The following is a 22,977-nucleotide window of genomic DNA, read 5'->3' as shown; positions in this document are numbered from 1 at the left end:
TTCCACTTCGCGTGCGGCCATGTGGGGGGTTTATCGGTCTGTCGTACGAGGCCTCATACCAGAGCGGGACGCTCCGCGGGGGACTTTGTCAACTGCCCACCGCACATGATGCGTTGGCGACTACTGTGAGTGTCCGTCGGGCGACGCAGGGCCGCATCGCGGTCCCGCCGGCCGGCACCGCCATGGCGCATGCCCGCAGCGCGCGACACCGCGCGTCGGGCCCCGACCGACGGATCAGTACGAGGACACCGATGTCACACCTCCGCGCACCGGCCGCACGCGCAGACCGCCGTGAAGGCGGACGGCACGGACGACCGGTCGCCCGCACTGCCCCCGCACTGCCCGAGGCCCACATACGGTCCCAGTTGCTGCGCCTCGCGGTCCTGCCGCCCGTCGCGGTCGCCCTCGCCGGCAGCGCGGCCGTGCTGTTCACCGTGCGTTCCACGGGCGTACGCACCGGCCACACCCTGTGGGCCGTCCTCGCCGGAGCGGTCTGCGTGGCGCTCGCGGGCATCGTGATCGCCGCCGTCGCCGCCGGGCGCGCCGCCCGGACGGTGCACGAACGCGTCGCGGGTCTGCGCCGCGCCAGCACCCGCCGCGAGGCCGATCTGCGCGCCCTGGTCGAGGGACTGCGGCGCGGCGAGGCACCGCCCCGGCGCACGCCGCGCGACGGACCGCCCGAGGACGCCGACGACTTCGACTTGCTCGCCGCCGACCTGGCCCGCGCGCACGACGGCGCCGTCACCGCCGTCGTGCAGGCCGCGCAGCTCTCCAGCCAGACCGGCAGCGAACAGAAGCTGGAGGTCTTCGTCAACCTGGCCCGCCGGCTCCAGTCGCTGGTGCACCGCGAGATCGCCCTCCTCGACGAGCTGGAGAACGAGATCGAGGATCCCGACCTGCTCAAGAGCCTGTTCCACGTCGACCACCTCGCCACCCGGATCCGGCGCCACGCCGAGAACCTGGCAGTGCTCGGCGGTGCCGTCTCGCGCCGGCAGTGGAGCAACCCGGTCTCCATGACCGAGGTGCTGCGCTCGGCGATCGCCGAGGTGGAGCAGTACTCGCGGGTCAAGCTCGTCCCGCCGATCGACGGCACCCTGCGCGGCCACGCCGTCGCCGACGTGATCCATCTGCTGGCCGAACTCGTCGAGAACGCCACCGTGTTCTCCGCCCCGCACACCCAGGTGCTGCTGCGCGCCAACCTCGTCACCTCCGGGCTCGCCGTCGAGGTCGAGGACCGCGGCCTCGGCATGCCGGTCGCCGAGCAGGAGCGGATGAACCAGCTGCTCGCCGACCCCGACCAGGTCAACGTCGCCCGCCTGCTGGCGGACGGCCGCATCGGGCTCTACGTCGTCTCCCAGCTCGCCCGCCGGCACGGCATCGGCGTCCGCCTCCAGAGCAACATCTACGGCGGCGTGCAGGCCGTGCTCGTCGTACCCCAGGAGCTGCTCGGGGCGGCACCGGGCGCCGACGCGGCGCGGTCGCAGATCGCCGCGGGGGACACGGCGGGACGAGCAGCGCAGCACACCCCGCAGCCACCGGACCAGGCCGCGCGACCGCACCCGCACGGCGCCATGGGCTCCGCGAGCTCTTCCACGGGCGCCCACGCGGCTCCCCACCACCGGTCCCAGCCCACCGCACCGCCCCCCGCCGCGCACCGCACCGCCCCCGTACCGCTCCCCGTCCGCGGCGCGCACGAGGAGCGGCCGACCCCGGCGGACGCCGTGCCCGGGATCCGGCCCGAGGACCGGCCGGTCGTCGCCGAGCGCGAGGGCATCCCGCCGGTGCCGCGGCAGAGCGGTGTGGTGCGCGGCACCATGGGCAAGCCCCAACTGCCCCGGCGCCGCGCCCAGGAGCACATCGTCCCGCAGCTGCGCGGCGGCCCCGCCCCGCGCCAGGACGACGACGAGCCCGCCGGCCACGACCCCGCCCTGATGGCGGCCTTCCAGCGGGGCATCGGCCTCGCCGAGGCCCAGCAGAGCCTGGAGCCCGCGCCCGGCGCCCCCCTCGACCCGATCCCCTCCGCCGGACCGCACCCCACGGTCGTACCGCCTCTGGACGTACGCCCCGTGGACCCGGTCCGCACCACCCGGGCGCGCCCCGTGCGCGCGTCCGCGGCCCCCGAGGCACCCGCCTCCGACCACCGAACCACCGCCCGGCACGACGGGAGCGCACCAGCCGGATGACCACCCCCACCACCCCCCGTAGCACCACCACTCCGTACCCCAGCGCTTCCGCAGACCTTCGTACCCCAAGGAGTCGATCCACCATGGCGAGCGATGCCACCACCGGCCATGTATCCGATCTCGACTGGCTGATGAGCGGCCTCGTGCAGCGCGTCCCGCACACCACCAGCGCGGTCCTCCTGTCCTGCGACGGGCTGGTGAAGTCCGTCCACGGCCTCGATCCCGACAGCGCCGACCACATGGCGGCGCTCGCCTCCGGCCTGTACTCCCTCGGCCGCAGCGCCGGGGTCCGCTTCGGCGACGGCGGCGACGTCCGGCAGGTGGTCGTCGAGCTCGACTCGACCCTGCTGTTCGTCACCACCGCCGGCTCCGGCACCTGCCTCGCCGTGCTGGCCGGCCGGGAGGCCGACGCGGCCGTCCTGGGGTACGAGATGGCGATGCTCGTCAAGAGCGTCCGCCCGTACCTGGTGACCGCGCCCCGGCAGCAGTCCGTCGAACCCACGGCGATGAGGCCTTGAGCGCGGCGGCGGCCGGCGACGGGCCCTGGCTCGACGACGCTGCCGGTCGGCTGGTGCGGCCGTTCGCGGTCAGCAACGGCCGCACCCGCCCCACCGTCGCGCTCGATCTGATGTCGCAGGTGATGGCCACCGGGGCGACCCCCCTCGGCTACCTCGGCCCGGAACACGTGCAGGCCCTCGACCTGTGCCACGCGCCCGTCCCGGTCGCCGAGGTCGCCGCCCATCTGAAGCTGCCGGCGGTGGTCACCAAGGTGCTGCTGGCGGACCTCCTCGACTGCGGGGCGCTCACCACCAAGCCCCCCGCCTTCCACCACAACCCCACGGACCGGGCCCTTCTGGAGGCAGTGCTCGATGGACTACGACGACAGCTCTGAGTACGACGACGGCGCCCGCGAGTACGACGACGGCGGCTCCGGCCACGACGACGGCGCCGATCCCTTCCCCACCGCGCTGAAGATCCTGGTCGCGGGCGGGTTCGGGGTCGGCAAGACCACCTTCGTCGGCGCCGTCAGCGAGATCGCGCCGCTCAGCACCGAGGAACTCCTCACCACCGTCAGCGTCGGAACCGACAATCTCGACGGCATCGAGAACAAGATGGAGACGACCGTCGCCATGGACTTCGGTCGGATCACCCTCGACTCCGACCATGTGCTCTACCTGTTCGGCACCCCCGGACAGGAACGGTTCTGGTTCATGTGGGACGAACTGTCCGAGGGCGCGCTCGGCGCGGTCATCCTCGCCGACACCCGCCGGCTGGAGGAGTGCTTCGCGGCCGTCGACTTCTTCGAGGAACGCGGCCTCGGCTTCATCGTCGCCATCAACGAGTTCGACGGCGCCCACCGCTACGACCCCGAGGAGGTGCGGGCCGCCATCGACCTCGACCCCGGGATCCCCATCGTGCGCTGCGACGCCCGGATCTCCGCCTCCGGCGTCCAGACCCTGCTGACCCTGGTCCGGCACCTCATCGCCCACGCGCCCGTCGTCCCCGCGCCGACCCACGGCGCGCACCGGTGACCCCGACGCCGATCACCCCATCGCCTCACCGCACGGAGCCGCACATGACATCCGCCCACAGCGACGGAGCCCGGCCATGAGCTACGACCCGCCGCGTCCGGCCGGTCGTCTGCTGCTCACCCCCGAGGACAAGGAGGCCCCCGCCCGCACCCGACGGCTGCGCGGACTCGGCCTCGGACAGCGCCCGGAGCCCGCCCTCGACGACTTCGCGGCCCGCCTCGCCGCGTACACCGGGGCGCCGTACGCCATGGTCAACTTCCTCGACGAGAACGGGCAGTTCTACGCCGGGCTGCACGCCCCGGACACCGGTCCTCCCGTGCCCGACGGCGGCACCCGGCCGGTGATCGGCCGCCGGCTGCCGCGCGACCACGGCTTCTGCCCGCATGTCGTGGTGCGGCGCAAGGCGCTGGTCCTGGAGGACGTGGGCGACTATCCGCGGTTCGCGGGCAACCCGGTCGTCGACGAGTTCGGCATCCGCTCCTATCTCGGCGCCCCGCTCATCGACACCACCGGCATGGTGCTCGGCACGGTCTCCGTCGCCGACACCGCGCCCCGGCCCTGGGGGCGGACCGGTCTGGAGACCATCAAGTCGACGGCCGCGGACCTCGCCGTACGTCTGGAGGGCGGCGTCCCGCCCGGACCCTGAACTGCCCTCGGGTTTCCCGGGGAACGGCCCGAGGGCACAGCCACCCCATGAGCGATCTCCGTCTGGGCGTCCTCGGCTTCGGCCTGCGCTCCTCCCTCGCCCGCACCGCGCACCGTCCCGGCCACGGCGCGTCCGTCACCGTCGTCGCCGATCCCGACCCGGCGCGCCGCGCGGACGCCGCCGCGCGCATCCCCGGCGTGCGCACCACCGCGGACCACCGCGCGGTGCTCGACGCCCCGGACGTCGACGCGGTGCTCGTGCTCACGCCGGACCACACCCACGCCGACCTGGCCGGCCAGGCGCTGCGCGCGGGCAGGCCGGTCTTCGTCGAGAAGCCGCTGGACATCACCGTGGAGCGGTGCGACGAACTGCTGCGCACCGCACGGGAGACCGGCACCCGGCTCTACGTCGGCCACAACATGCGGCACATGCCGGTGGTGCGGCTGATGCGCGACATCGTCGCCCGCGGCGAGATCGGCGCGGTCAAGACCGTCTGGGTGCGCCACTTCGTCGGCTACGGCGGCGACTGGTACTTCAAGGACTGGCACGCCGAACGCCGGTACACCACCGGCCTGTTGCTCCAGAAGGGCGCCCACGACCTCGACGTGCTGCACTGGCTGGCGGGCGGCTACAGCCGGCGGGCCCAGGCTTTCGGCGACCTCATGGTGTACGGCGCCAATCCGCACCGCCGGGCGCCGGGCGAGCCCAAGCCCGACGACTGGTACACCGCGGACGGCCACTGGCCGCCGCACACCCAGCGCGCGCTCAACCCGGTGATCGACGTCGAGGACGTCTCCCTGGTCAACCTGCGCCTGGACAACGGGGTGCTGGCCGCCTACCAGCAGTGCCACTTCACCCCCGACTACTGGCGCAACTACACCGTCATCGGCGACGCCGGCCGGCTGGAGAACTTCGGCGACGGGCCCGGAGCGGTGGTGAAGGTCTGGAACAGCCGCCGCTCCGGCCACCGGCCCGACGCCGACGCGGTGTACCCGGTGCCCGACGCGCGGGACGAGGGCGGGCACGGCGGCGCCGATCCGCTGCTCGTCGCCGAGTTCCTGCGGTTCGTCCGGGACGGCGGGCGCACCGACACCTCGCCGGTGGCCGCACGGATGGCGGTGGCCGCCGGATGCGGGGCGACCGAGTCGCTGCGCGCCGGGGGTGCCGTACGCGAGGTGCCGCCGCTGGATCCGGAGCTGGCCGCGTACTTCGAGGACGGGCAGTGAGTGCTCCGTTCGGGGCAAGCGTGGCGGGCGTGAAGGAAAGCTGTGGCGCCGCTTAAGAAAACCTCGATGGACCGGGGGCAGACTCTTACGGCAGATTGCTAGGCGATTCCACCCCTCTCCCCGTCTGCGGGCTTCTTCGGCATGCCCGCGGCCGGGGTCTCACCCTCAGGAGCCGCAGCTTGAAGGCGCTGGTCAAGGAGAAGGCGGAGCCAGGGCTCTGGCTGGCGGACGTACCCGAGCCCGGCGTCGGACCCGGTGACGTACTGATCAAGGTGCTGCGCACCGGTATCTGCGGCACCGACCTGCACATCCGGTCCTGGGACGGCTGGGCGCGGCAGGCGATCCGCACCCCGCTGGTGATCGGACACGAGTTCGTCGGCGAGGTCGTCGAGACCGGCCGGGACGTCACCGACATCGCGGTCGGCGACCGGGTCAGCGGCGAGGGCCACCTGGTGTGCGGCAAGTGCCGCAACTGCCTGGCCGGGCGCCGCCATCTGTGCCGGGCCACGGTCGGCCTCGGCGTCGGCCGGGACGGGGCGTTCGCCGAGTACGTGGCGCTGCCGGCCTCCAACGTGTGGGTGCACCGGGTGCCGGTGGACCTCGACGTCGCGGCGATCTTCGACCCGTTCGGCAACGCCGTGCACACCGCGCTGTCGTTCCCGCTGGTCGGCGAGGACGTGCTGATCACCGGCGCCGGTCCGATCGGCCTCATGGCCGCCGCGGTCGCCCGGCACGCCGGCGCGCGCAACGTCGTCATCACCGATGTGAGCGAGGAGCGGCTGGAGCTGGCCCGCAAGATAGGGGTGAGCCTCGCGCTGAACGTCTCCGGCGCGACGATCGCCGACGGCCAGCGGGAGCTGGGCCTGCGCGAGGGCTTCGACATCGGCCTGGAGATGTCCGGCCGCCCCGAGGCCATGCGCGACATGATCGCCAACATGACGCACGGCGGCCGGATCGCCATGCTCGGCCTGCCCGCCGAGGAGTTCCCGGTCGACTGGGCCCGGATCGTCACCTCGATGATCACCATCAAGGGCATCTACGGCCGGGAGATGTTCGAGACCTGGTACGCGATGTCGGTGCTGCTCGAAGGCGGCCTCGACCTCGCCCCCGTGATCACCGGCCGGTACGGCTACCGCGACTTCGAGGCGGCCTTCGCCGACGCGGCGAGCGGCCGCGGCGGCAAGGTCATCCTCGACTGGACTGCGTAACCCCTCGCAGCTTTTAGGAGCTTCTTCCATGTTCGACTCCGTGCGCGACGACCTGCGCGCCACCCTCGACGAGATCCGCGCCGCCGGACTGCACAAGCCCGAGCGGGTGATCGGCACCCCGCAGTCCGCCACCGTGAACGTCACCGCGGGCGGCCGCCCCGGCGAGGTCCTCAACTTCTGCGCCAACAACTACCTCGGCCTGGCCGACCACCCCGAGGTGATCGCCGCCGCCCACGAGGCGCTGGACCGCTGGGGCTACGGCATGGCCTCCGTGCGCTTCATCTGCGGCACGCAGGAGGTGCACAAGGAGCTGGAGGCGCGGCTGTCCGCGTTCCTCGGCCAGGAGGACACGATCCTGTACTCCTCCTGCTTCGACGCCAACGGCGGTGTCTTCGAGACCCTGCTCGGCCCCGAGGACGCGGTGATCTCCGACGCCCTCAACCATGCCTCGATCATCGACGGCATCCGGCTGTCCAAGGCCCGCCGCTTCCGGTACGCCAACCGCGATCTGGAGGACCTGGAGCGCCAGCTGAAGGAGGCGTCCGACGCGCGCCGCCGCCTGATCGTCACCGACGGCGTCTTCTCCATGGACGGCTATGTCGCGCCGCTGCGGGAGATCTGCGACCTCGCCGACCGCTACGACGCCATGGTCATGGTCGACGACTCGCACGCCGTCGGCTTCGTCGGCCCCGGCGGGCGCGGCACCCCCGAGCTGCACGGTGTGATGGACCGCGTCGACATCATCACCGGCACCCTCGGCAAGGCCCTCGGCGGCGCCTCCGGCGGCTATGTCGCCGCCCGCGCCGAGATCGTCGCCCTGCTGCGCCAGCGCTCGCGGCCGTACCTGTTCTCGAACACCCTCGCCCCGGTGATCGCGGCCGCCTCCCTGAAGGTGCTCGACCTGCTGGAGTCGGCGGACGACCTGCGGGTCCGGCTGGCCGGGAACACCGCGCTGTTCCGCCGCCGGATGACCGAGGAGGGCTTCGACATCCTCCCCGGCGACCACGCCATCGCGCCCGTGATGATCGGCGACGCGGCCGAGGCGGGCCGTATGGCCGAGCTGCTGCTGGAGCGCGGGGTGTACGTGATCGGCTTCTCCTACCCGGTCGTGCCGCAGGGCCAGGCCCGGATCCGCGTCCAGCTGTCCGCCGCGCACTCCACGGACGACGTCAACCGGGCCGTGGACGCCTTCGTGGCCGCGCGGGCGCAGCTGGCGGCCTGATCCGGCCTTCTGACCTGAGACAATCGGTTCCGTGATCGAAGCGCGGCGGCTGCACATCCTCCGTGCGGTGGCGGACCACCGCACGGTGACGGCGGCTGCCGCCGCGCTGTATCTCACCCCGTCGGCGGTCTCCCAGCAGCTGACGGCCCTGGAGCAGGAGACCGGCCACCGGCTGGTGGAGCGCGGCGCGAAGGGCGTACGGCTCACCCCGGCCGGCGAGATCCTGCTCAGCCACACCAACCTGGTCCTCGCCCAGCTGGAGCGGGCCGAGGCCGAGCTGGCCGCGTACGGCTCGGGCGCGGCCGGCACGGTCACCGTGGCCGCCTTCGCGACCGGCATCGCCCAGGTCGTCGCGCCCGCCGTGGCCCGCCTCGCCGCGACCTCGCCCGGCATTCGCATCCGGGTCCAGGACGCCGAGGGCGACGCCAGCCTGCCGATGGTGCTGGACCGGCAGGTCGACGTGGCGGTCGCCGTCGAGTACCGCGGGGCGCCGCCCGCCGACGACCCGCGGCTGACCCACGTGCCGCTGTACGCCGAGCCGTTCGACGCGGTCGTTCCCCCGACGCATCGGCTGGCGGACGCGCACGAGGTCCCCCTCGCCGAGCTGGCCAAGGACCCGTGGATCGGCCCGTACCCCGGCAACCCCTGCCACGACGTGGTCGTCCTGGCCTGCGAGAGCGCCGGTTTCCAGCCACGCCTGGAGCACTCCTCCGACGACTTCCGCGCCGTCGTCGCGCTCGCCTCGGCCGACGTGGGCGTGGCCCTCGTCCCGCGCTCGGCGCTGCGCGGCATGGACCTGACGGGCGTGGTCGTCCGCCCGGTCGACGGCGTGGCGCCCACCCGCCGGGTGTTCGCGGCCGTACGCCGGGGCGCGGAGGAGCATCCGCTGATCCGGCCCGTGCTGGACGCACTGCGAGAGGCCGCGGAAGGATAGGGAACCGGCCACGGGTGGAACGCAGTCTCGGCTGTCATGCGTGTGACGATGATCCTCCCGGCCCTCACCGAGGCGACGAGCCCGCTGTTCCGGCCCATCAAGTACTCGCTGTTCCCGCCCCTGGGCCTGGCCACCCTCGCCGGGTACCTCGACCCCGACGACGAGGTCACACTCCACGACGAACACGTGGAGCGCCTCGACCTCGAGTCCCTGCCGACCCCCGACCTGCTGGTCGTCCAGCCGTACATCACCTCCGCCCGGCGCTCCTACGAGATAGCCGACCACTTCCGCGCCCGCGGCGTGCACGTGGCCATGGGCGGACTGCACGTCACCTCGCTCCCGGAGGAGGCCGCGGCGCACGCCGACACGATCTTCACGGGCCCGGGCGAGGACACCTGGCCGCTGTTCCTGAAGGACTTCCGCGACGGCGTCCCCGCCCGCCGCTACGACTCGACGCAGCGCACTCTCGCCGGGCTGCCGCCGGTGCGCCGCGACCTGATCAAGCGGCACCTCTACCTCGTCCCCAACTCGATCGTGGTGTCCCGCGGCTGCCCGCACCACTGCGACTTCTGCTACAAGGACGCCTTCTTCGAGGGCGGCAAGTCCTTCTACACCCAGGCCGTCGACGACGCCCTGGCCGAGATCGACCGGCTGCCCGGCCGCCATCTGTACTTCCTCGACGACCATCTGCTGGGCAACCGGCGGTTCGCCGAGGCTCTGTTCGACGGTATGAAGGGGATGGGCCGGCTGTGGCAGGCGGCGGGCACGGTCAGCTCCGTACTGAGACCGGATCTGCTGGAGCGCGCCGTGGAGGCCGGGCTGCGCAGCCTGTTCGTCGGCTTCGAGACCGTCAACGACGCCAACCTCGCCGAGCGGCGCAAGAACCAGAACATCGGCACCGACTACGACGCGGCAGTGCGGCGGCTGCACGACGCCGGGGTCATGGTCAACGCCAGCTTCGTCTTCGGGCTCGACCAGGACGGACCGGACGTCTTCGACCGCACCGTGGCGTGGGCGGTGGAGCAGGGCATCGAGACGGCGACCTTCCACATCATGACGCCGTATCCGTCGACCGGGCTGTGGAAGCAGCTGGAGTCCGAGGGGCGGATCGTGCACCGCGACTGGGACCTCTACGACACCCGCCATGTCGTCTACCGACCCAAGGGGATGACGCCACGTCAGCTGGAGGACGGCTACTGGCGGGCCTACCGCGACTTCTACCGCTGGTCCAACATCTGGCGGGGCGCGGCGGCCCAGCCCGGCCCGCACGAGCGGCTGCGGCATCTGGCGTACGCGGGCGGCTGGAAGAAGTTCGAGCCCGCCTGGGACCTGCTCATCCGGTCCAAGCGGGTGGTGCGGGCGCTGCCGGCACTGGAGCGGACGCTGGCGGCGTTCGGCGGGCGGGAGTGATCACCGCCACGATGCGCTGTGTCCCACATTCGGGATAGCATCCCGGATGTGAAACAGACTGCCATGGGGGCCGGGCCGCCCGACCCCGTCGACGCCCGGCTCGGCGCCCGCCTCGCCGAACTGCGGGCCGAGCGCGGCTGGTCGCTCGGCGAGCTGGCGGAACGCAGCGGCGTCAGCCGGTCCACCCTGTCCCGGGCCGAACGCGCCGAGATCAGCCCCACCGCCGCCGTGCTGAACCGCCTGTGCGGCGTCTACGGCCGCACCATGTCCCAGTTGCTCAGCGAGGTCGAGGACGCGCCCGCGCCGCTGCTGCGGGCCGCCGAACAGCCGGTGTGGGAGGACCGCGCCTCCGGCTTCGTGCGGCGCTCCGTGTCCCCGCCGCACCCCGGGCTGCGCGGCGAACTCGTCGAGGGACGGCTCGCCGCGGGCGCCGACCTGGCCTACGACCGGCCGCCCGTGCCCGGCCTGGAACAGCACCTCTGGGTCCTGGAGGGTGCCCTGGAGGTGACCGCCCAGGAGGTCGAACACCACCTCGACGCCGGGGACTGCCTGCGGCTGCGGGTGTGGGGGCCCACGCGGTTCCGGTGCGCCGGACCCGAGGACGTGCGCTATGTGCTGGCGGTGGTGCTGCCATGACCATCACCCGGCTCGACGCCTCCGAACTCCTTGATCACACCGAGCAGTTCGCGGAGCTGCTGGTCGACACCGTCGCGGGCGGCGCCTCCGTCGGCTTCCTCGCCCCGCTCGACCCCGCCGAGGCCGCCGCCTGGTGGCGGGAGCGGGCCGCCGCCGTCGCCGCCGGACAGCTCGCCGTCTGGGCGGCGTACGACGGGGACCGGCTGGTCGGCACCGTCAGCCTCGCCTTCCCCGACAAGGCCAACAGCCGCCACCGCGCCGAGCTGGTCAAGCTGATGGTGCACCGGGACGGCCGCGGTCGCGGACTCGGACGGCGGCTGCTCACCACCGCCGAGCGGGCCGCCGCCGCGGCCGGGGTCACCCTGCTGCACCTGGACACCGAGACCGACAGCCCCGCCGAGCGCCTGTACGGCTCGGCCGGCTGGACACGGCTCGGCGCCATCCCCGACTACGCGGCCGAGCCCGGCGGGGAGCTGCGCCCGACGACGATCTACTACAAGCGGCTGCCGACCGCGGCTCCCACCAGCTGACTGTCAGTGGCAGCGGCTACCGTGCGGAGCATGTCGGACGCCGAAGACGTACGCCGGATCGCCCTGTCCCTGCCGGACACCACGGAGAAGATCGCCTGGAGCATGCCCACGTTCCGGGTGGCGGGCAAGATGTTCGCCACCCTGCCCGAGGACGAGACCTCCATGGCGGTGCGCTGCCCCAAGGAGGAGCGCGACGAACTGGCCCTCGCCGAGCCGGAGAAATTCTGGATCGCCGACCACGAGGCCCAGTTCGCCTGGGTCCGGGTGCGGCTCGCCGCGCTGGAGGACGAGGCGGAGCTGCGCGACATCCTCGCCGACTCCTGGCGGCAGGCCGCGCCGCCCCGACTCCTCGACGCCCACCCGGAGTTGGGGCGGCCGGCCGCGCAGTGAAATTCCCTTCGGCGGGGTCGGGCGCCATGGCATGATCCCGGGCTTGGGTTGGGGGCCGGGAAGGGAGTGTCGCCAGTGACGTCCGGGACGCCGTCGGGTGGGGGAAGCGGGGGCAGGGCGGAAGGCGAGAGCGCGGCCGACGGGAGCACGGCCGGCCGGAGACCCGGCACCGGCGCGGAGGAACGCAGCGACGGTCGGCGGCTGTGGTCGCGGAACTTCGGCCTGTTCTTCCTCGCCCGTGCCGTCGCCCGGCTCGGCGACACGATGCTGCCCGTGGCCCTCGCCGCGGGGTTGCTCCAGCACGGGTACGGGGCCGGTGCGGTGGGTCTCGCGATGGCCGCGACGGCCGCCACCTTCGCGGGGCTCGTCGTCTTCGCCGGGGTGATCGCCGACCGGTTCGCCACCCGCACCCTGATGATCTGGGCCGACGTCGTCCGGCTCGGCACCCAGGCCCTCGCCGCGGCGCTGTTCTTCGCGGACCACGTGGTGCTCTGGGAGATCTGCGCGATCGGCCTGGTCAACGGCGCCGCCGGTGCCCTGTTCCAGCCCGGCGTGGCCAGCATGGTGCCCCGCCTCGCCACCGACGTCCAGGGCGCCAACGGCGCGATCCGGGTCGCCGAGTCCGTCGCCCAGCTGGCCGGACCCGCCGTGGCCGGACTCCTCGTCGGCTTCGCGACTCCCGGCGGGGTGTTCGCCGCCCACGCCGCCACCTACGCGATCAGCGCCCTGTGCCTCCTGCTGCTGCGCCTGCCCCCGCCCGCCCCGGACAGCCGCCCCACAGGCCACGCGGCGGCCACCTTCCGGGCGGACCTGGTCGAGGGCTGGCACGAGTTCCGGTCGCGGACCTGGCTGTGGGGCGTGATCGCCGTCTGGTGCCTCTACATGATCGCCGTGTGGGGGCCGACCGGACCGCTGGTGGCCGCCGAGGTGGTGCGCGACCACGGCCCGCGGGCCTACGGCCTGGTCAACTCCGCCCTCGGCGCCGGCACCGTCGTGGGCGGCCTCCTCGCCCTGCGGGTGCGACCCCGCCGGATGCTGCGCGCCGGTGCCCTCGCCCTGGTCGGCTTCGCCGCGTTCCCGCTCTCCGTCGGCCTCGGGCTGAGCGTGCCCGCCATGGCGGTAGGGGCCGCCGTGGCCGGGGCCGGGTTGTCGTTCTGGAGCGTGATGTGGGCGACCAGCGTGCAGACCCAGGTCTCGCCCGACGTCCTCAACCGCATCCACGCCTACGACGTGGCGGGCTCGCTGGCCATGATGCCGGTCGGCCAGGCCCTCGCCGGCCCGGCCGCCTCCGTGCTCGGCGCGGAGCAGGTGCTGCTGGTCTCCGGGGTGACGAGCTTCGTCGTCGTGATCTCCCTGCTCTCCGTTCCCGCGATCCGCGGTCTGGTCCGCGTCGACGCGCCCCCTGCGCCGCCCGCGTCCTCGCAGGACAAGGCCGGTCTCGTCCGCCCCGAGTAGCCGCTGCGGCATAAAGGGGTGCGCGACCACCGACCCGAGTGCGGTATTGTTTCTGTGCGCGTTCGGCCAGGGGAAAGCCCAGGTCAGACGGCACCGGGACGTGGCGCAGCTTGGTAGCGCACTTGACTGGGGGTCAAGGGGTCGCAGGTTCAAATCCTGTCGTCCCGACGGTGCGAAGGGTCTTCGCAGGCGAGAGCCTGCGGAGGCCCTTACTCGTGTTCGAGGGCTTCGAGGGCCCTCAAGCGTGGTGCAGGGCGTAGGCCCGGACCGTCTCCGGCAGGTGGTAGCGGGGGCCGCCGGTGTCGTCCGCGAGCACGACGAGCGAGCGGTCCACCAGCCGGGACAGGGCGTCCAGGGCGGTGTCGAGCCCTTCCTCGGCGGCCGTCTTCTCCACGTCCGCGAGCGGGCACCCGTCGTCGCCGCCGGCCAGCAGGCGCAGGACGGCCCGTTCGGGCGGGGACAGCAGCGTCCAGCTCCACTCCAGCGTGGCGCGCAGGGTCCGCTGCCGGGCGGGACCGCCGCGCCGACCCGCCGTGAGGACGGCGAACGGGTCGGCGTCGAGCCGGGCGGCCAGCTCGGCCACGCCGAGGGCGCGGACCCGGGCGGCGGCCAGTTCCAGGGCCAGCGGCAGTCCGTCCAGCCGACGGCAGATCGCGGCGACGGCCGGCGCGTTGTCGGGGCCGAGCCGGAAGCCCGGGGGCGCGAGGTCGGCGAACAGCTTCACGGAGTCGTACGAGGTCAGCTGCTCCAGGGGGGTCCGCGGCGGCGGGGTGGAAAGGGGCGGTACGGCCCACAGGCGCTCGCCGGGCACGCCGAGCGGTTCCCGGCTGGTCGCGAGGATCCGCAGCCGGGGCGCCCCGCGCAGCAGGGCCTCCACCGCCTCGGCGACCGCTTCGACGACGTGCTCGCAGGTGTCCAGGAGCAGCAGCGGGGGACGGGCGGCCAGGGCGCGGGCGATCAGGTCGGACACCGTCTCCGGGGTGGCGGACGACCGGTCCAGTTCGGCCAGGTCGACGTAGCCGACGTCCTCCGCGCCCACGTCCCCCACCGCCGCCACGGCGAGGCTCGTCTTGCCGGCCCCGCCCGGCCCGGTCAGCGTCACCAGCCGTGCCGACGCCAGCAGCGCCCGCACCTCGGTCACCGCGTCCGCCCGGCCGGTCAGCGGGCCCAGGGCGGCGGGCGGCCCGGCCGCGGGGCGTGCGGGTACGGGTGGTGCGGGCGCGGTGTCGTGCTGCCGGAGGATCGCCTCGTACTGGGCGCGTACCTCGGGGCCCGGGTCCACGCCCAGTTCCTCGGCGAGGCGGACGCGCAGCCGCTCGTAGGCGGTCAGCGCCTCGCTCTGCCTCCCGGCCAGGTACAGGGCGCGCAGATGGGCGGCGTGCAGCCGCTCGCACAGCGGGTGGCGGGCGACCAGCGTGCCCAGTTCACTGGCCAGGGTGGCGTGCTCGCCCAGGTCCAGCCGGGCCTGCGCGTGCGCCTCCAGCGCGGTCACCCGCTCCTCCTCCAGCCGTACGACCGCGGCGCGGGCGAACTCCTGGTCGCCGACGTCGGCGTAGGCGGGACCCCGCCACAGGCCGAGCGCGTCCGCCAGCAGCGTCGCCCGGGGCCCGGGATCCTCGGCCTCGCGGGCCCGCGCGGTCAGCGCGCGGAACCGGCCCGCGTCGACCGCGTCGGGGGAGACGGCGAGCAGATAGCCGGGCGGCTGCCGGACGACCAGGTCGCGGCCGCCGGGTTCGCCCGCCTCCAGTGCGCGGCGCAGCTGGGAGACGCGGGTCTGGAGCGTGGCTACCGGGTTGCGGGGGAGCCGGTCGCCCCACAGGTCCTCGATCAGCCGGTCGGCCGGCACCGGCCGCCCCTCGGCGAGCAGCAGACGCGCGAGCAGCGCCCGCACCTTGGCCTCCGGGACCGGCACCGGCAGGCCGTCCTCCGTCCACACGGCCAGCGGCCCGAGCACCCCGAAACGCACACCTGAACGATACCCGCAGTCCAGTCCGTTGATCACGGACCTGAAGCGAACCCGAAGAAGACCCGAAGTGCCCTCCGGCACCGTCGGAACGTCAACACGACGCCAGCGCCGAAGGGTTGCAGCCATGACCACGCACGCCACCACACACCCCACCGCGACCACCGCCACCGTCAGCCGCGAGATCCGGCTCGCCGCCCGCCCGCACGGAGAGCCCCTGCCCGCCGACTTCGCGCTGGTGCGCACCGAGGTTCCGGAGCCGGGGGACGGACAGATCCTGGTCCGCAACACCTGGATGTCCGTGGACCCGTACATGCGCGGCCGGATGGACGACAACTCCTCCTACGTCGCCCCGTTCGAGGTCGGCCGGGTGCTGGAGGGCCACGCCGTCGGCGAGGTGGTGGCCTCGCGCAGCCCGGACGTGCCGGTGGGCGCGACGGTGGCGCACTTCGCGGGCTGGAGGGAGTACGCCCTGCTCGGCGCCGCCGAGGCGACCGTCCTCGACGTGACGGACTCCCGGCCCCAGGACCATCTGCACGTCCTCGGCCAGACCGGGTTCACCGGCTATCTGGCCGTCACCGAGACCGCGCCGGTCCGGGAGGGCGACGTCGTCTTCGTCTCCGGCGCCGCCGGCGCGGTCGGCAGCGTCGCCGGGCAGCTGGCCCGCGAGTTCGGCGCCTCCCGGGTGATCGGCTCGGCGGGCGGGCCGGAGAAGGGCCGGGTGCTGACGGAGGAGTTCGGCTTCGACGCGGCCCTCGACCACCGGGCCGGACCACTGGCCGCCCAGCTGGCCGAGGCGGCGCCCGACGGCATCGACGTCTACGTCGACAACGTCGGCGGCGACCACCTCGAGGCCGCGATCGGCGCGCTGAACACCGGGGGCCGGGTGGCCCTGGTCGGCATGATCAGCGGCTACAACGCCACCCGGCCGGTGCCGGGCCCTGCCAACCTCTACGACGCCGTGCTCAAGCAGCTCACCCTGCGCGGACTGCTGGTCGTCGACCACCTGGACCGGCTCCCCGGCTACGCCGCCCGGGCGGCCCGCTGGCTGGCCGACGGCACGCTGCGCACCCGGGAGACGGTGGTGACGGGCATCGAACGCGCTCCCGAGGCGTTCCTGGGCGTGCTGAACGGCGCCAACACCGGCAAGATGCTCGTCCGCCTCTGAGTGGCGGGCCGCCGATTTCCGTAGGGCACGAGTGAGGATCGAGCCCCGGATGCGAGGATGAGGCGGTCATGACGGCAGGGTGGGGTGCGCGCACGGTGCGGGCCGCGGTGTTCGCGGCCGTCTGTGTGCTGCTCGCCGCCCTGGGGCACGTCCTGATGTCCGGACGGCACGTCCCCGGCTGGACACTGGCCGGCGGGCTCGCCGTCACCGGTGCCGTGGGCTGGGGGCTGGCCGGGCGGGAGCGGGGGCTGCCGCTGATCACGACCGTCGTGGTCGCCGCCCAGACCGCACTCCACTCGGTGTTCTCCTTCGCCCAGTCCGGGTCGCCGGATCTCGGTCACACCGCCCATATGCCCCACATGAGGAACATGGCTCATATGGGGCATGGGGGTCACTCGATGGCGGCCGACCCCGCCCCGGCCGGCTCCTCCTCCGGCATGCTCGCCGCTCACCTGCTGGCCGCGCTGCTGTGCGGCCTGTGGCTCGCGTACGGCGAGCGCGCCGCCTTCCGCATCCTGCGCGCCGTGGCCGGCTGGCTCGCGGCACCGCTGCGGCTGCCGCTCGGCCTGATCGTCGTAGCGCATCCGCCGCTCCCGCGTCCGCGGCGGCGCCGCTCGGACCGGTCGCCGCGCCGGCTCCTCCTCGTCCACGCGATCACCTCCCGGGGTCCGCCCGTGGGGACCGCTGTCGTCTGACGACAGCCGGTTTCCCGAGGTCGCCCGTGTGCGCCTCGGGCCCCGGCCGTACGCCCGCGCAGGGCCGTACGGCCGTCTCCCCACGTGACGAGAAGGACACCAGGTGATCACTTCTGCCCTGCCCACGCCCGAGCGTGCCGACGAGTCGATAACCGCCTGGGCGCTCGCCGCCCGCGGCGGTGACCCGGACGCCGTCGAACGGTTCGTCCGCGCCCTGCACCGCGACGTCCTGCGGTACGTCGCCCACCTCTGTGCCGATCCCCAGGCGGTCGACGATCTCGCGCAGGACACGTTCCTGCGGGCGCTCGGCAGTCTGCACCGCTTCGAGGGGCGGTCCTCGGCGCGCTCCTGGCTGCTGGCCATCGCCCGCCGGGCGGTCGTCGACAGCTACCGCCACGCCGGAGCCCGGCCACGGCCGTGCGACACCGCGGACTGGCGGGTGGCCGTGGAGCGGGCGCAGCCGTGCGGGCTGCCGGGCTTCGACGACGGGGTCGCCCTGCTCGATCTGCTCGCGGCCCTCCCCGACGAGCGCCGGGAGGCCTTCGTCCTCACCCAGCTGCTCGGACTGCCGTACGCGGAGGCGGCCCGGATCGGCGGCTGCCCGGTCGGCACCCTGCGGTCCCGGGTCGCCCGGGCCCGCGCGACGCTGATCGAGCTGCTCGCGGCGGCCGCCTGAGCGGAAGGGAGGGTGCCCTCGGGCCTCGGGCACCCTCCCTCGTCGTAGGACCCGCCCTGTGTGTACCGGGCCGGGCGGCGCCGTGGCTGCGTCCGCCACCCGGCCCGGAGTTCAGTGGCTCCCGGCGGGTTCGAGGTGGTCGAGTGCGCAGGCGTCGTCCACGCCGTGCGCCGTCCACGCGGGGAACGGGTCCTCGGCGGGCACCGGTTCGCCGGCGCGCAGCAGACAGGCGGACAGCTCCGCGTGCAGCGACGCCGGGTCCAGCTCGGTGCCGATGAAGACCAGTTCCTGTGCGTGCGGCGCCTCGTGGTCGCGGGCCGAGGACGGCTCGAAGCGGGCGACGGAGCCCGCCTGTGACCACAGGCCGGTGACATGGGGACGGGTGGCCAGGGTGAAGAAGCCCTTGGAGCGCAGGATCCGTCCGTGGGCGCCGCTGTCCATCCGCTCGGTGACGAACGTCCACAACCGCCCGGGATGGAACGGCAGTTCGGAGCGGAAGACGGTCGAGGAGATGCCGTACTCCTCGGTCTCCGGCACATGGTCGCCGTTGAGCTCGCGGACCCAGCCCGGCGCCTGCTGGGCGCGGTCCAGGTCGAACAGGCCGGTGTCCAGCACCTGCCGGAGGTCCACCCGGCCCTGGGTGGCCGGGACGATCCGGGCCGCCGGGTTGAGCCGGGCGAGGGCCGCGCGCAGCCGGTCGGCGGCGGCCTCGTCCACCAGGTCGAGCTTGTTGAGCACGAGGACGTCGGCGAACTCGACCTGGTCGATCAGCAGATCGCTGACGGTGCGCTCGTCGTCCTCGTACGGGGCGAGGCCCCGCTCGGCCAGTTCGTCACCGCTGTCCAGCTCGGCCAGGAAGTTGGCCGCGTCGACCACGGTGACCATGGTGTCCAGACGGGCCAGGTCGCCGAGGGTGGCGCCGTCGTCGCGGGCGAAGGCGAAGGTGGCGGCCACCGGCATGGGCTCGGAGATGCCGGACGACTCGATCAGCAGATGGTCGAAGCGGCCCTCGCGGGCCAGCCGGTCGACCTCGTCCAGCAGATCGTCCCGCAGGGTGCAGCAGATGCAGCCGTTGGTCATCTCGACCAGCCGCTCCTCGGTGCGCGACAGCGCGGCCTCGCCGCCGCGGACCAGCGCCGCGTCGATGTTGATCTCGCTCATGTCGTTGACGATCACGGCGACGCGCAGCCCCTCGCGGTTCGCGAGGACGTGGTTGAGCAGCGTGGTCTTGCCCGCCCCGAGGAACCCGGACAGGACGGTGACGGGCAGTCGGTCGTACGGCATCGCCGGTCAGCCCTCGGGGCGCAGCAGCCCGCGCTCGTACGCCCTGACCAGGTGCTGCGGCACCAGGTGGCGGACGCCGTCGACGGTGACGGGGACCAGGTTCGGCGTGCTCGCCTTCCACTGGGCGCGGCGGTGCCGGGTGTTGCTGCGGGACATCTTCCGCTTGGGAACGGCCATGGGAGTCCTTCCTGGGTGGGTGAACCAGGCAGAACGCTACATGAAAATGGATCCCATTACGAAAAGAGGTCCCGCGTAGTCCCGCGGCTCTCCTCAGCGGCGGCTGCGCACCTTCCCCTCGCGCGGCGCGGGGATGAACTGCAGCTGCAGCGTCGCCGGCGGCTCGGCGACCCCGGGCCCGCCCGCCGCCGCCCACTCCAGCAGCTCCTCGGTGGAGTCGTCGTCCATGGCGAACCCCACCCAGACCGCCCGGCCCCCGGCCCGCCGGCCCGCGCTGGAGGGCTGGACGACGATGACGTTCGCCTGGTCGCAGGGGCCGAGACAGTCCGTGACGCGCACGGTGAACCGGCCGCCGGAGTCCGCCGCGGCGGCCCGCAGCCGCTCCAGCTGCCAGGCGTGGTCGGTGCCGGGGTGCTTGCGCGGGTTGCCGCAGCAGCAGCCCCGGCAGACGACGAGGGTGCAGGGCCGGGGGGTGAACCGGAGGGTGCCGAGGGTGCCCGGCGTGGTGCTCAAAGCGCCAGGCCCACGTGGGCGAGGGCCTGCTTGAGCAGGACGCCGTGCCCGCCCGGCATCTCGCTCTGCACCGCCTCCGACGCGGCCTCCTGGGGGCTGAACCAGACCAGGTCGAGGGCGTCCTGCCGGGGCCGGCAGTCGCCGGTGACCGGGACGACGTAGGCGAGGGAGACCGCGTGCTGGCGCGGGTCGTGGTACGGGGTGATGCCCTGGGTCGGGAAGTACTCGGCGACCGTGAAGGGCTGGAGCGAGGCCGGGACGCGGGGCAGGGCGACCGGGCCGAGGTCCTTCTCCAGATGGCGCAGCAGGGCGTCCCGGACCCGCTCGTGGTGCAGCACCCGGCCGGAGACCAGGGTGCGGCTGACGGTGCCGTCCGGCCCGATGCGCAGCAGCAGTCCGATGCTGGTGACCTCACCGCTGTCGTCCACGCGGACCGGCACCGCCTCGACGTACAGGATCGGCATGCGGGCGCGGGCCAGTTCGAGTTCGTCGGGTGTCAGCCAACCGGGCGTGGTTTCGGTCATGTCAGACATTGCTTGATCATACTTTCAGGTGTCGTCGGAAAACCGGTAGACCCGGCGGGCGTTGTCCCGTCCCGCCCACCGGGCGATCCGCAGGGCGTCCGGCAGGCTCAGCTCGTCGGCGTCCACCCTCTCCTGGAGCAGTCCGGCCAGTCCCCGCCGGAAGGCGAGCGCGCCGAGCCGGTGGAACTCCGCCACACCGTAGGCGTCGGAGCTGTACAGCAGTTTGCGGAACGGGGTGATCTCCATCGCCTCGGCGAGCACGGCCCCAGCCCGGGCCGGGCCGACGTGCGTCAGCGTCAGGCCGAGATCGAGATACACGTGCTCGAACACCGACGCCAGATAGCCGGCCTGCCGGTGGTACGGCCAGCAGTGGAGCAGCAGCACCGGAACCGTGCCCGCGGTCAGCCGCAGCCAGTCGGTCAGCAGGGCCGGGTCGGCGTGGTGCAGGCGCAGGTCGGCGTCCCCGAACCCGGTGTGCAGCTGGAGCGGCAGGCCCAGCTCGACGGCCGTCCACAGCAGATGCCGGACGAGGACGGGGTCGGCGAGCCGTCCGCCGCCCGCCGCGAGCCACCGGCGGGCCGCCTCGGTGACCTCCGCGTCCGCCGGACGGGCGGGGTCCAGGGCGAAGCCGGTGCGGTAGGCGGCGACCGACTTCACCGCCACCACGCCGGGCCGCCGCACCTCCTCCCAGGCGGCTGCCCGGAACGTTTCGGCATAGGCGTCCGGCTCCACCCCGGCCGCCGTCACCGCCTCCGCGACGCTCTCCAGCCGTACGACTTCGTACGCGACGGCGCCGGAGGCAGCGGCCAGTTCGGCCGGGGTGGTCAGGGCCTGCGGGGCGTATCCGGTGTCGACGCAGAGGACTTCGGTGCCCGCCGCCGTCAGGAACCGCCGGTTGACCTCCGCCGCCCCCAGCTCCGTGCGGCGGGCCAGATACTCCTCGGCCGGTGCGTGCCGCGGCAGGTCCAGCAGGGGAGCGCAGTGCCGGCGCACGGCCACGCCGACGGGGCTGTCGAAGGGGGAGACCCCGGGCCAGGCGTCGCCCTCGGTGAGCAGCGACTCGAAGCGGTCCCGGTCGGGGTCCTCGGTGACGACCCCGTGGCAGTGGTGGTCCACGAGCGGCAGCGCGGCGAGGGCCTCCTCGACCGGTCCGGGGGCGGCCATGTCAGTACACCCACCGGTACGCGGCGGCCACCTGCCCGTCGTCCAGCCCCGCCACGGCGGCGGCCTCCCCCTCCCGTACGGCGATCACCGCGTCGGCGAGCACCGGCCCCAGCGCCCGCCGCAGCCCCGCGTCCCGCCGGAACTCCGCCACCGACTCCGGCAGCGAGGCCGGCAGCCGCCGCACTCCGCGCGCCGCCGCCTCCGCGGCGCTCAGCAGGGCGGGGTCGTCGGTCGTCTCCTCCGGGAGCGCGGCGCCCGCCGTGATCCCGTCCAGTCCGGCGGAGATCAGACAGCCGAGCGCGAGATACGGGTTGGCGGCCAGGTCGACCGGCTTGATCTCCAGGTTCGCCGCCCGGTCGCGCCGGCCGGCGGGGCCGGTGACGACCCGGAGCGCACACTCCCGCGCCTCCCGGCCCCAGGCGGTGAACACCCCGGCCCACCGGGACGGTTGGAGCCGAAGCCTGCTGGCCGGGCTCGGCGCGGTCACCGCCGTGAGCGCGGGCAGCCGGTCCAGGATGCCGGCCGCGAAGGACTCCGCCTCGGCCGTCATGCCGTACCGGCCCGGTCCCCCCGCGTGCAGATTGACGCCGTCGCGCCAGGCGGAGAGGTGGATGTGGCCGCCGTTGCCGACGCCATCGGCGAGGACGGCCGGGGCAAAGGAGACCCGCAGACCGTGGCGCCGGGCCACCGCCCGGATCGTCTGCCGCACCAGGACGCTGCGGTCGGCCGCCGCCACCGGGTCCAGGGCGCCCACCGAGATCTCGAACTGGCCGGGCGCGTACTCCGGGTGCACCTGTTCGACATCCACGCCCTGTGCCGCGCAGGCCGCCAGCAGATCGGCCGCGCACTCGCTCAGCTCCACCTGCCGGATCGCGCCGTACGCCGGACCCGACACCGCCGGGACGAACTCCCCGTCGGGCGCCGACGCCGGCCCCACCGACCACTCGATCTCCACGGCCGCGCGGAACGCCAGCCCGTACTCCCGCCCGGCCCGCTCCACGACCCGGCGCAGAAACGTGCGGGAGCAGGCCGGATACGGCTCGCCCTCCTGGGTGATCCGGTCCACCGGCGCCCACGCCCAGCCGGGCTGCGCGGCGAGCACCGACAGCCGGTCCAGGTCGGGGAAGAGACGCAGATCCCCGTCCGGGGAGCCGAGCACATCGGTGCGCACGATCGTGTCGTCGGCCAGGAAGGTGTCGAACACCGGGGACATACCGACGCCCCAGGCCGCGGCGTCGGCCAGCCGCGCGGTCGGGATCGTCTTCACCCGGCAGACACCCGCGGTGTCGACGTAGGCCAGGACGATCCCGTGCACGCCCCGCCCGGACAGCTCCTCGCCCAGTGCGGCGGCCCGCTCGACGTCCCCGGGCCGGCCGCCGGGGACGGGGTCGGACAGCGTGGTCATACGTCTTCCTCCTCGACGCGCTCGGCGGGCCGCTGC

The 22,977-nt window shown here is 73.9% G+C and carries 24 protein-coding genes and 1 tRNA gene; 18 read left to right on the top strand and 7 right to left on the bottom strand.

What is annotated here, in order from left to right; translation table 11 throughout:
* Positions 1-251: 251 nt before the first annotated feature.
* From ACZ42A_RS04700 to ACZ42A_RS04630, 15 genes are all read left to right on the top strand, one after another.
* The gene (locus ACZ42A_RS04700; RefSeq protein WP_468525665.1) at positions 252-2,183 is read left to right on the top strand and encodes a sensor histidine kinase; all 1,932 of its coding nucleotides are present in this window, start codon (positions 252-254) and stop codon (positions 2,181-2,183) included.
* A gap of 83 nt (positions 2,184-2,266) precedes the next feature.
* A complete protein-coding gene (locus ACZ42A_RS04695; protein ID WP_468525664.1) occupies positions 2,267-2,701 on the top strand; it encodes a roadblock/LC7 domain-containing protein in 435 nt (144 codons plus the stop codon).
* The gene (locus ACZ42A_RS04690; RefSeq protein WP_468525663.1) at positions 2,698-3,075 is read left to right on the top strand and encodes a DUF742 domain-containing protein; all 378 of its coding nucleotides are present in this window, start codon (positions 2,698-2,700) and stop codon (positions 3,073-3,075) included. The genes ACZ42A_RS04695 and ACZ42A_RS04690 overlap by 4 nt, the downstream gene beginning before the upstream one ends.
* The gene (locus ACZ42A_RS04685) at positions 3,053-3,715 is read left to right on the top strand and encodes a GTP-binding protein (protein ID WP_468525662.1); all 663 of its coding nucleotides are present in this window, start codon (positions 3,053-3,055) and stop codon (positions 3,713-3,715) included. The genes ACZ42A_RS04690 and ACZ42A_RS04685 overlap by 23 nt, the downstream gene beginning before the upstream one ends.
* Positions 3,716-3,791: 76 nt before the next feature.
* The gene (locus tag ACZ42A_RS04680) at positions 3,792-4,361 is read left to right on the top strand and encodes a GAF domain-containing protein (RefSeq protein ID WP_468525661.1); all 570 of its coding nucleotides are present in this window, start codon (positions 3,792-3,794) and stop codon (positions 4,359-4,361) included.
* Positions 4,362-4,408: 47 nt separating this feature from the next.
* Positions 4,409-5,587, top strand: coding sequence for a Gfo/Idh/MocA family protein (locus ACZ42A_RS04675; protein WP_468525660.1), 1,179 nt, complete (start codon positions 4,409-4,411; stop codon positions 5,585-5,587).
* Between the two features lie 179 nt (positions 5,588-5,766).
* Positions 5,767-6,795, top strand: a complete 1,029-nt coding sequence (gene tdh, locus ACZ42A_RS04670) for an L-threonine 3-dehydrogenase (RefSeq protein ID WP_468525659.1) — start codon at positions 5,767-5,769, stop codon at positions 6,793-6,795.
* Positions 6,796-6,823: 28 nt separating this feature from the next.
* On the top strand, positions 6,824-8,017 hold the full coding sequence (locus ACZ42A_RS04665) for a glycine C-acetyltransferase (protein ID WP_468525658.1): 1,194 nt from the start codon (positions 6,824-6,826) through the stop codon (positions 8,015-8,017).
* 31 nt (positions 8,018-8,048) lie between these two features.
* Positions 8,049-8,951: a LysR family transcriptional regulator gene (locus tag ACZ42A_RS04660; protein WP_468525657.1), complete on the top strand. Its 903-nt coding sequence runs from the start codon at positions 8,049-8,051 to the stop codon at positions 8,949-8,951.
* Between the two features lie 36 nt (positions 8,952-8,987).
* A complete protein-coding gene (locus ACZ42A_RS04655) occupies positions 8,988-10,361 on the top strand; it encodes a B12-binding domain-containing radical SAM protein (protein WP_468525656.1) in 1,374 nt (457 codons plus the stop codon).
* Positions 10,362-10,424: 63 nt separating this feature from the next.
* Positions 10,425-10,997, top strand: a complete 573-nt coding sequence (locus ACZ42A_RS04650) for a helix-turn-helix domain-containing protein (protein ID WP_468526137.1) — start codon at positions 10,425-10,427, stop codon at positions 10,995-10,997.
* The gene (locus ACZ42A_RS04645) at positions 10,994-11,527 is read left to right on the top strand and encodes a GNAT family N-acetyltransferase (RefSeq protein WP_468525655.1); all 534 of its coding nucleotides are present in this window, start codon (positions 10,994-10,996) and stop codon (positions 11,525-11,527) included. Before ACZ42A_RS04650 ends, ACZ42A_RS04645 begins: the two co-directional genes overlap by 4 nt.
* A gap of 30 nt (positions 11,528-11,557) precedes the next feature.
* On the top strand, positions 11,558-11,917 hold the full coding sequence (locus ACZ42A_RS04640; protein ID WP_468525654.1) for an MmcQ/YjbR family DNA-binding protein: 360 nt from the start codon (positions 11,558-11,560) through the stop codon (positions 11,915-11,917).
* Positions 11,918-12,118: 201 nt separating this feature from the next.
* Entirely contained in the window at positions 12,119-13,372 is a 1,254-nt protein-coding gene (locus ACZ42A_RS04635) for an MFS transporter (protein ID WP_468526136.1), read from the top strand.
* 94 nt (positions 13,373-13,466) lie between these two features.
* A tRNA-Pro gene (locus ACZ42A_RS04630) sits at positions 13,467-13,540 on the top strand.
* 70 nt (positions 13,541-13,610) lie between these two features.
* Here ACZ42A_RS04630 and ACZ42A_RS04625 read toward each other — a convergent pair.
* A complete protein-coding gene (locus tag ACZ42A_RS04625; protein WP_468525653.1) occupies positions 13,611-15,338 on the bottom strand; it encodes an AfsR/SARP family transcriptional regulator in 1,728 nt (575 codons plus the stop codon).
* Between the two features lie 124 nt (positions 15,339-15,462).
* Here ACZ42A_RS04625 and ACZ42A_RS04620 point away from each other — a divergent pair, with 124 nt between their 5' ends.
* The 3 genes from ACZ42A_RS04620 to ACZ42A_RS04610 all read left to right on the top strand — a co-directional run bounded on the left by ACZ42A_RS04620 (position 15,463) and on the right by ACZ42A_RS04610 (position 17,874).
* The gene (locus tag ACZ42A_RS04620) at positions 15,463-16,503 is read left to right on the top strand and encodes an NADP-dependent oxidoreductase (RefSeq protein WP_468525652.1); all 1,041 of its coding nucleotides are present in this window, start codon (positions 15,463-15,465) and stop codon (positions 16,501-16,503) included.
* Between the two features lie 68 nt (positions 16,504-16,571).
* Positions 16,572-17,198, top strand: a complete 627-nt coding sequence (locus ACZ42A_RS04615) for a hypothetical protein (protein WP_468525651.1) — start codon at positions 16,572-16,574, stop codon at positions 17,196-17,198.
* A 103-nt stretch (positions 17,199-17,301) separates the two neighbouring features.
* Entirely contained in the window at positions 17,302-17,874 is a 573-nt protein-coding gene (locus ACZ42A_RS04610) for a sigma factor (protein WP_468525650.1), read from the top strand.
* Positions 17,875-17,985: 111 nt separating this feature from the next.
* Here the strand turns inward: ACZ42A_RS04610 and ACZ42A_RS04605 are convergent, their stop codons facing one another.
* The 6 genes from ACZ42A_RS04605 to ACZ42A_RS04580 all read right to left on the bottom strand — a co-directional run bounded on the left by ACZ42A_RS04605 (position 17,986) and on the right by ACZ42A_RS04580 (position 22,941).
* The gene (locus ACZ42A_RS04605; protein ID WP_468525649.1) at positions 17,986-19,158 is read right to left on the bottom strand and encodes a GTP-binding protein; all 1,173 of its coding nucleotides are present in this window, start codon (positions 19,156-19,158) and stop codon (positions 17,986-17,988) included.
* 6 nt (positions 19,159-19,164) lie between these two features.
* Complete coding sequence (rpmF, locus tag ACZ42A_RS04600; RefSeq protein WP_086173436.1) at positions 19,165-19,335, bottom strand: 50S ribosomal protein L32; 171 nt, start codon at positions 19,333-19,335, stop codon at positions 19,165-19,167.
* A gap of 93 nt (positions 19,336-19,428) precedes the next feature.
* Entirely contained in the window at positions 19,429-19,848 is a 420-nt protein-coding gene (locus ACZ42A_RS04595) for a (2Fe-2S) ferredoxin domain-containing protein (RefSeq protein ID WP_468525648.1), read from the bottom strand.
* Positions 19,845-20,372 carry an NUDIX hydrolase family protein gene (locus tag ACZ42A_RS04590; RefSeq protein WP_365762911.1) on the bottom strand — a complete coding sequence of 176 codons (528 nt, stop codon included), beginning with the start codon at positions 20,370-20,372 and terminating at the stop codon, positions 19,845-19,847. Before ACZ42A_RS04590 ends, ACZ42A_RS04595 begins: the two co-directional genes overlap by 4 nt.
* Positions 20,373-20,396: 24 nt before the next feature.
* A complete protein-coding gene (locus ACZ42A_RS04585; RefSeq protein ID WP_468525647.1) occupies positions 20,397-21,536 on the bottom strand; it encodes an amidohydrolase family protein in 1,140 nt (379 codons plus the stop codon).
* A 1-nt stretch (position 21,537) separates the two neighbouring features.
* Positions 21,538-22,941 (bottom strand): type I glutamate--ammonia ligase, encoded by a 1,404-nt coding sequence (locus ACZ42A_RS04580; protein ID WP_468525646.1) that lies wholly within the window; start codon positions 22,939-22,941, stop codon positions 21,538-21,540.
* Between the last annotated feature and the right edge of the window lie 36 nt (positions 22,942-22,977).

This window comes from Streptomyces sp. NPDC030838 (assembly GCF_055572035.1).
Note: the sequence above shows the minus strand (reverse complement) of the source record. Positions and strands in the feature narration are given on the sequence as shown.

Coding starts and splice junctions, on each gene's coding strand:
- ACZ42A_RS04680 (WP_468525661.1), top strand. CDS start 3,792: ATGAGCTACGACCCGCCGCGTCCGGCCGGTCGTCTGCTGCTCACCCCC.
- ACZ42A_RS04655 (WP_468525656.1), top strand. CDS start 8,988: ATGCGTGTGACGATGATCCTCCCGGCCCTCACCGAGGCGACGAGCCCG.
- ACZ42A_RS04675 (WP_468525660.1), top strand. CDS start 4,409: ATGAGCGATCTCCGTCTGGGCGTCCTCGGCTTCGGCCTGCGCTCCTCC.
- ACZ42A_RS04650 (WP_468526137.1), top strand. CDS start 10,425: ATGGGGGCCGGGCCGCCCGACCCCGTCGACGCCCGGCTCGGCGCCCGC.
- ACZ42A_RS04580 (WP_468525646.1), bottom strand. CDS start 22,941: ATGACCACGCTGTCCGACCCCGTCCCCGGCGGCCGGCCCGGGGACGTC.
- ACZ42A_RS04620 (WP_468525652.1), top strand. CDS start 15,463: ATGACCACGCACGCCACCACACACCCCACCGCGACCACCGCCACCGTC.
- rpmF (WP_086173436.1), bottom strand. CDS start 19,335: ATGGCCGTTCCCAAGCGGAAGATGTCCCGCAGCAACACCCGGCACCGC.
- ACZ42A_RS04665 (WP_468525658.1), top strand. CDS start 6,824: ATGTTCGACTCCGTGCGCGACGACCTGCGCGCCACCCTCGACGAGATC.
- ACZ42A_RS04615 (WP_468525651.1), top strand. CDS start 16,572: ATGACGGCAGGGTGGGGTGCGCGCACGGTGCGGGCCGCGGTGTTCGCG.
- ACZ42A_RS04700 (WP_468525665.1), top strand. CDS start 252: ATGTCACACCTCCGCGCACCGGCCGCACGCGCAGACCGCCGTGAAGGC.
- ACZ42A_RS04590 (WP_365762911.1), bottom strand. CDS start 20,372: ATGACCGAAACCACGCCCGGTTGGCTGACACCCGACGAACTCGAACTG.
- ACZ42A_RS04640 (WP_468525654.1), top strand. CDS start 11,558: ATGTCGGACGCCGAAGACGTACGCCGGATCGCCCTGTCCCTGCCGGAC.
- ACZ42A_RS04645 (WP_468525655.1), top strand. CDS start 10,994: ATGACCATCACCCGGCTCGACGCCTCCGAACTCCTTGATCACACCGAG.
- ACZ42A_RS04585 (WP_468525647.1), bottom strand. CDS start 21,536: ATGGCCGCCCCCGGACCGGTCGAGGAGGCCCTCGCCGCGCTGCCGCTC.
- ACZ42A_RS04605 (WP_468525649.1), bottom strand. CDS start 19,158: ATGCCGTACGACCGACTGCCCGTCACCGTCCTGTCCGGGTTCCTCGGG.
- ACZ42A_RS04695 (WP_468525664.1), top strand. CDS start 2,267: ATGGCGAGCGATGCCACCACCGGCCATGTATCCGATCTCGACTGGCTG.
- ACZ42A_RS04685 (WP_468525662.1), top strand. CDS start 3,053: ATGGACTACGACGACAGCTCTGAGTACGACGACGGCGCCCGCGAGTAC.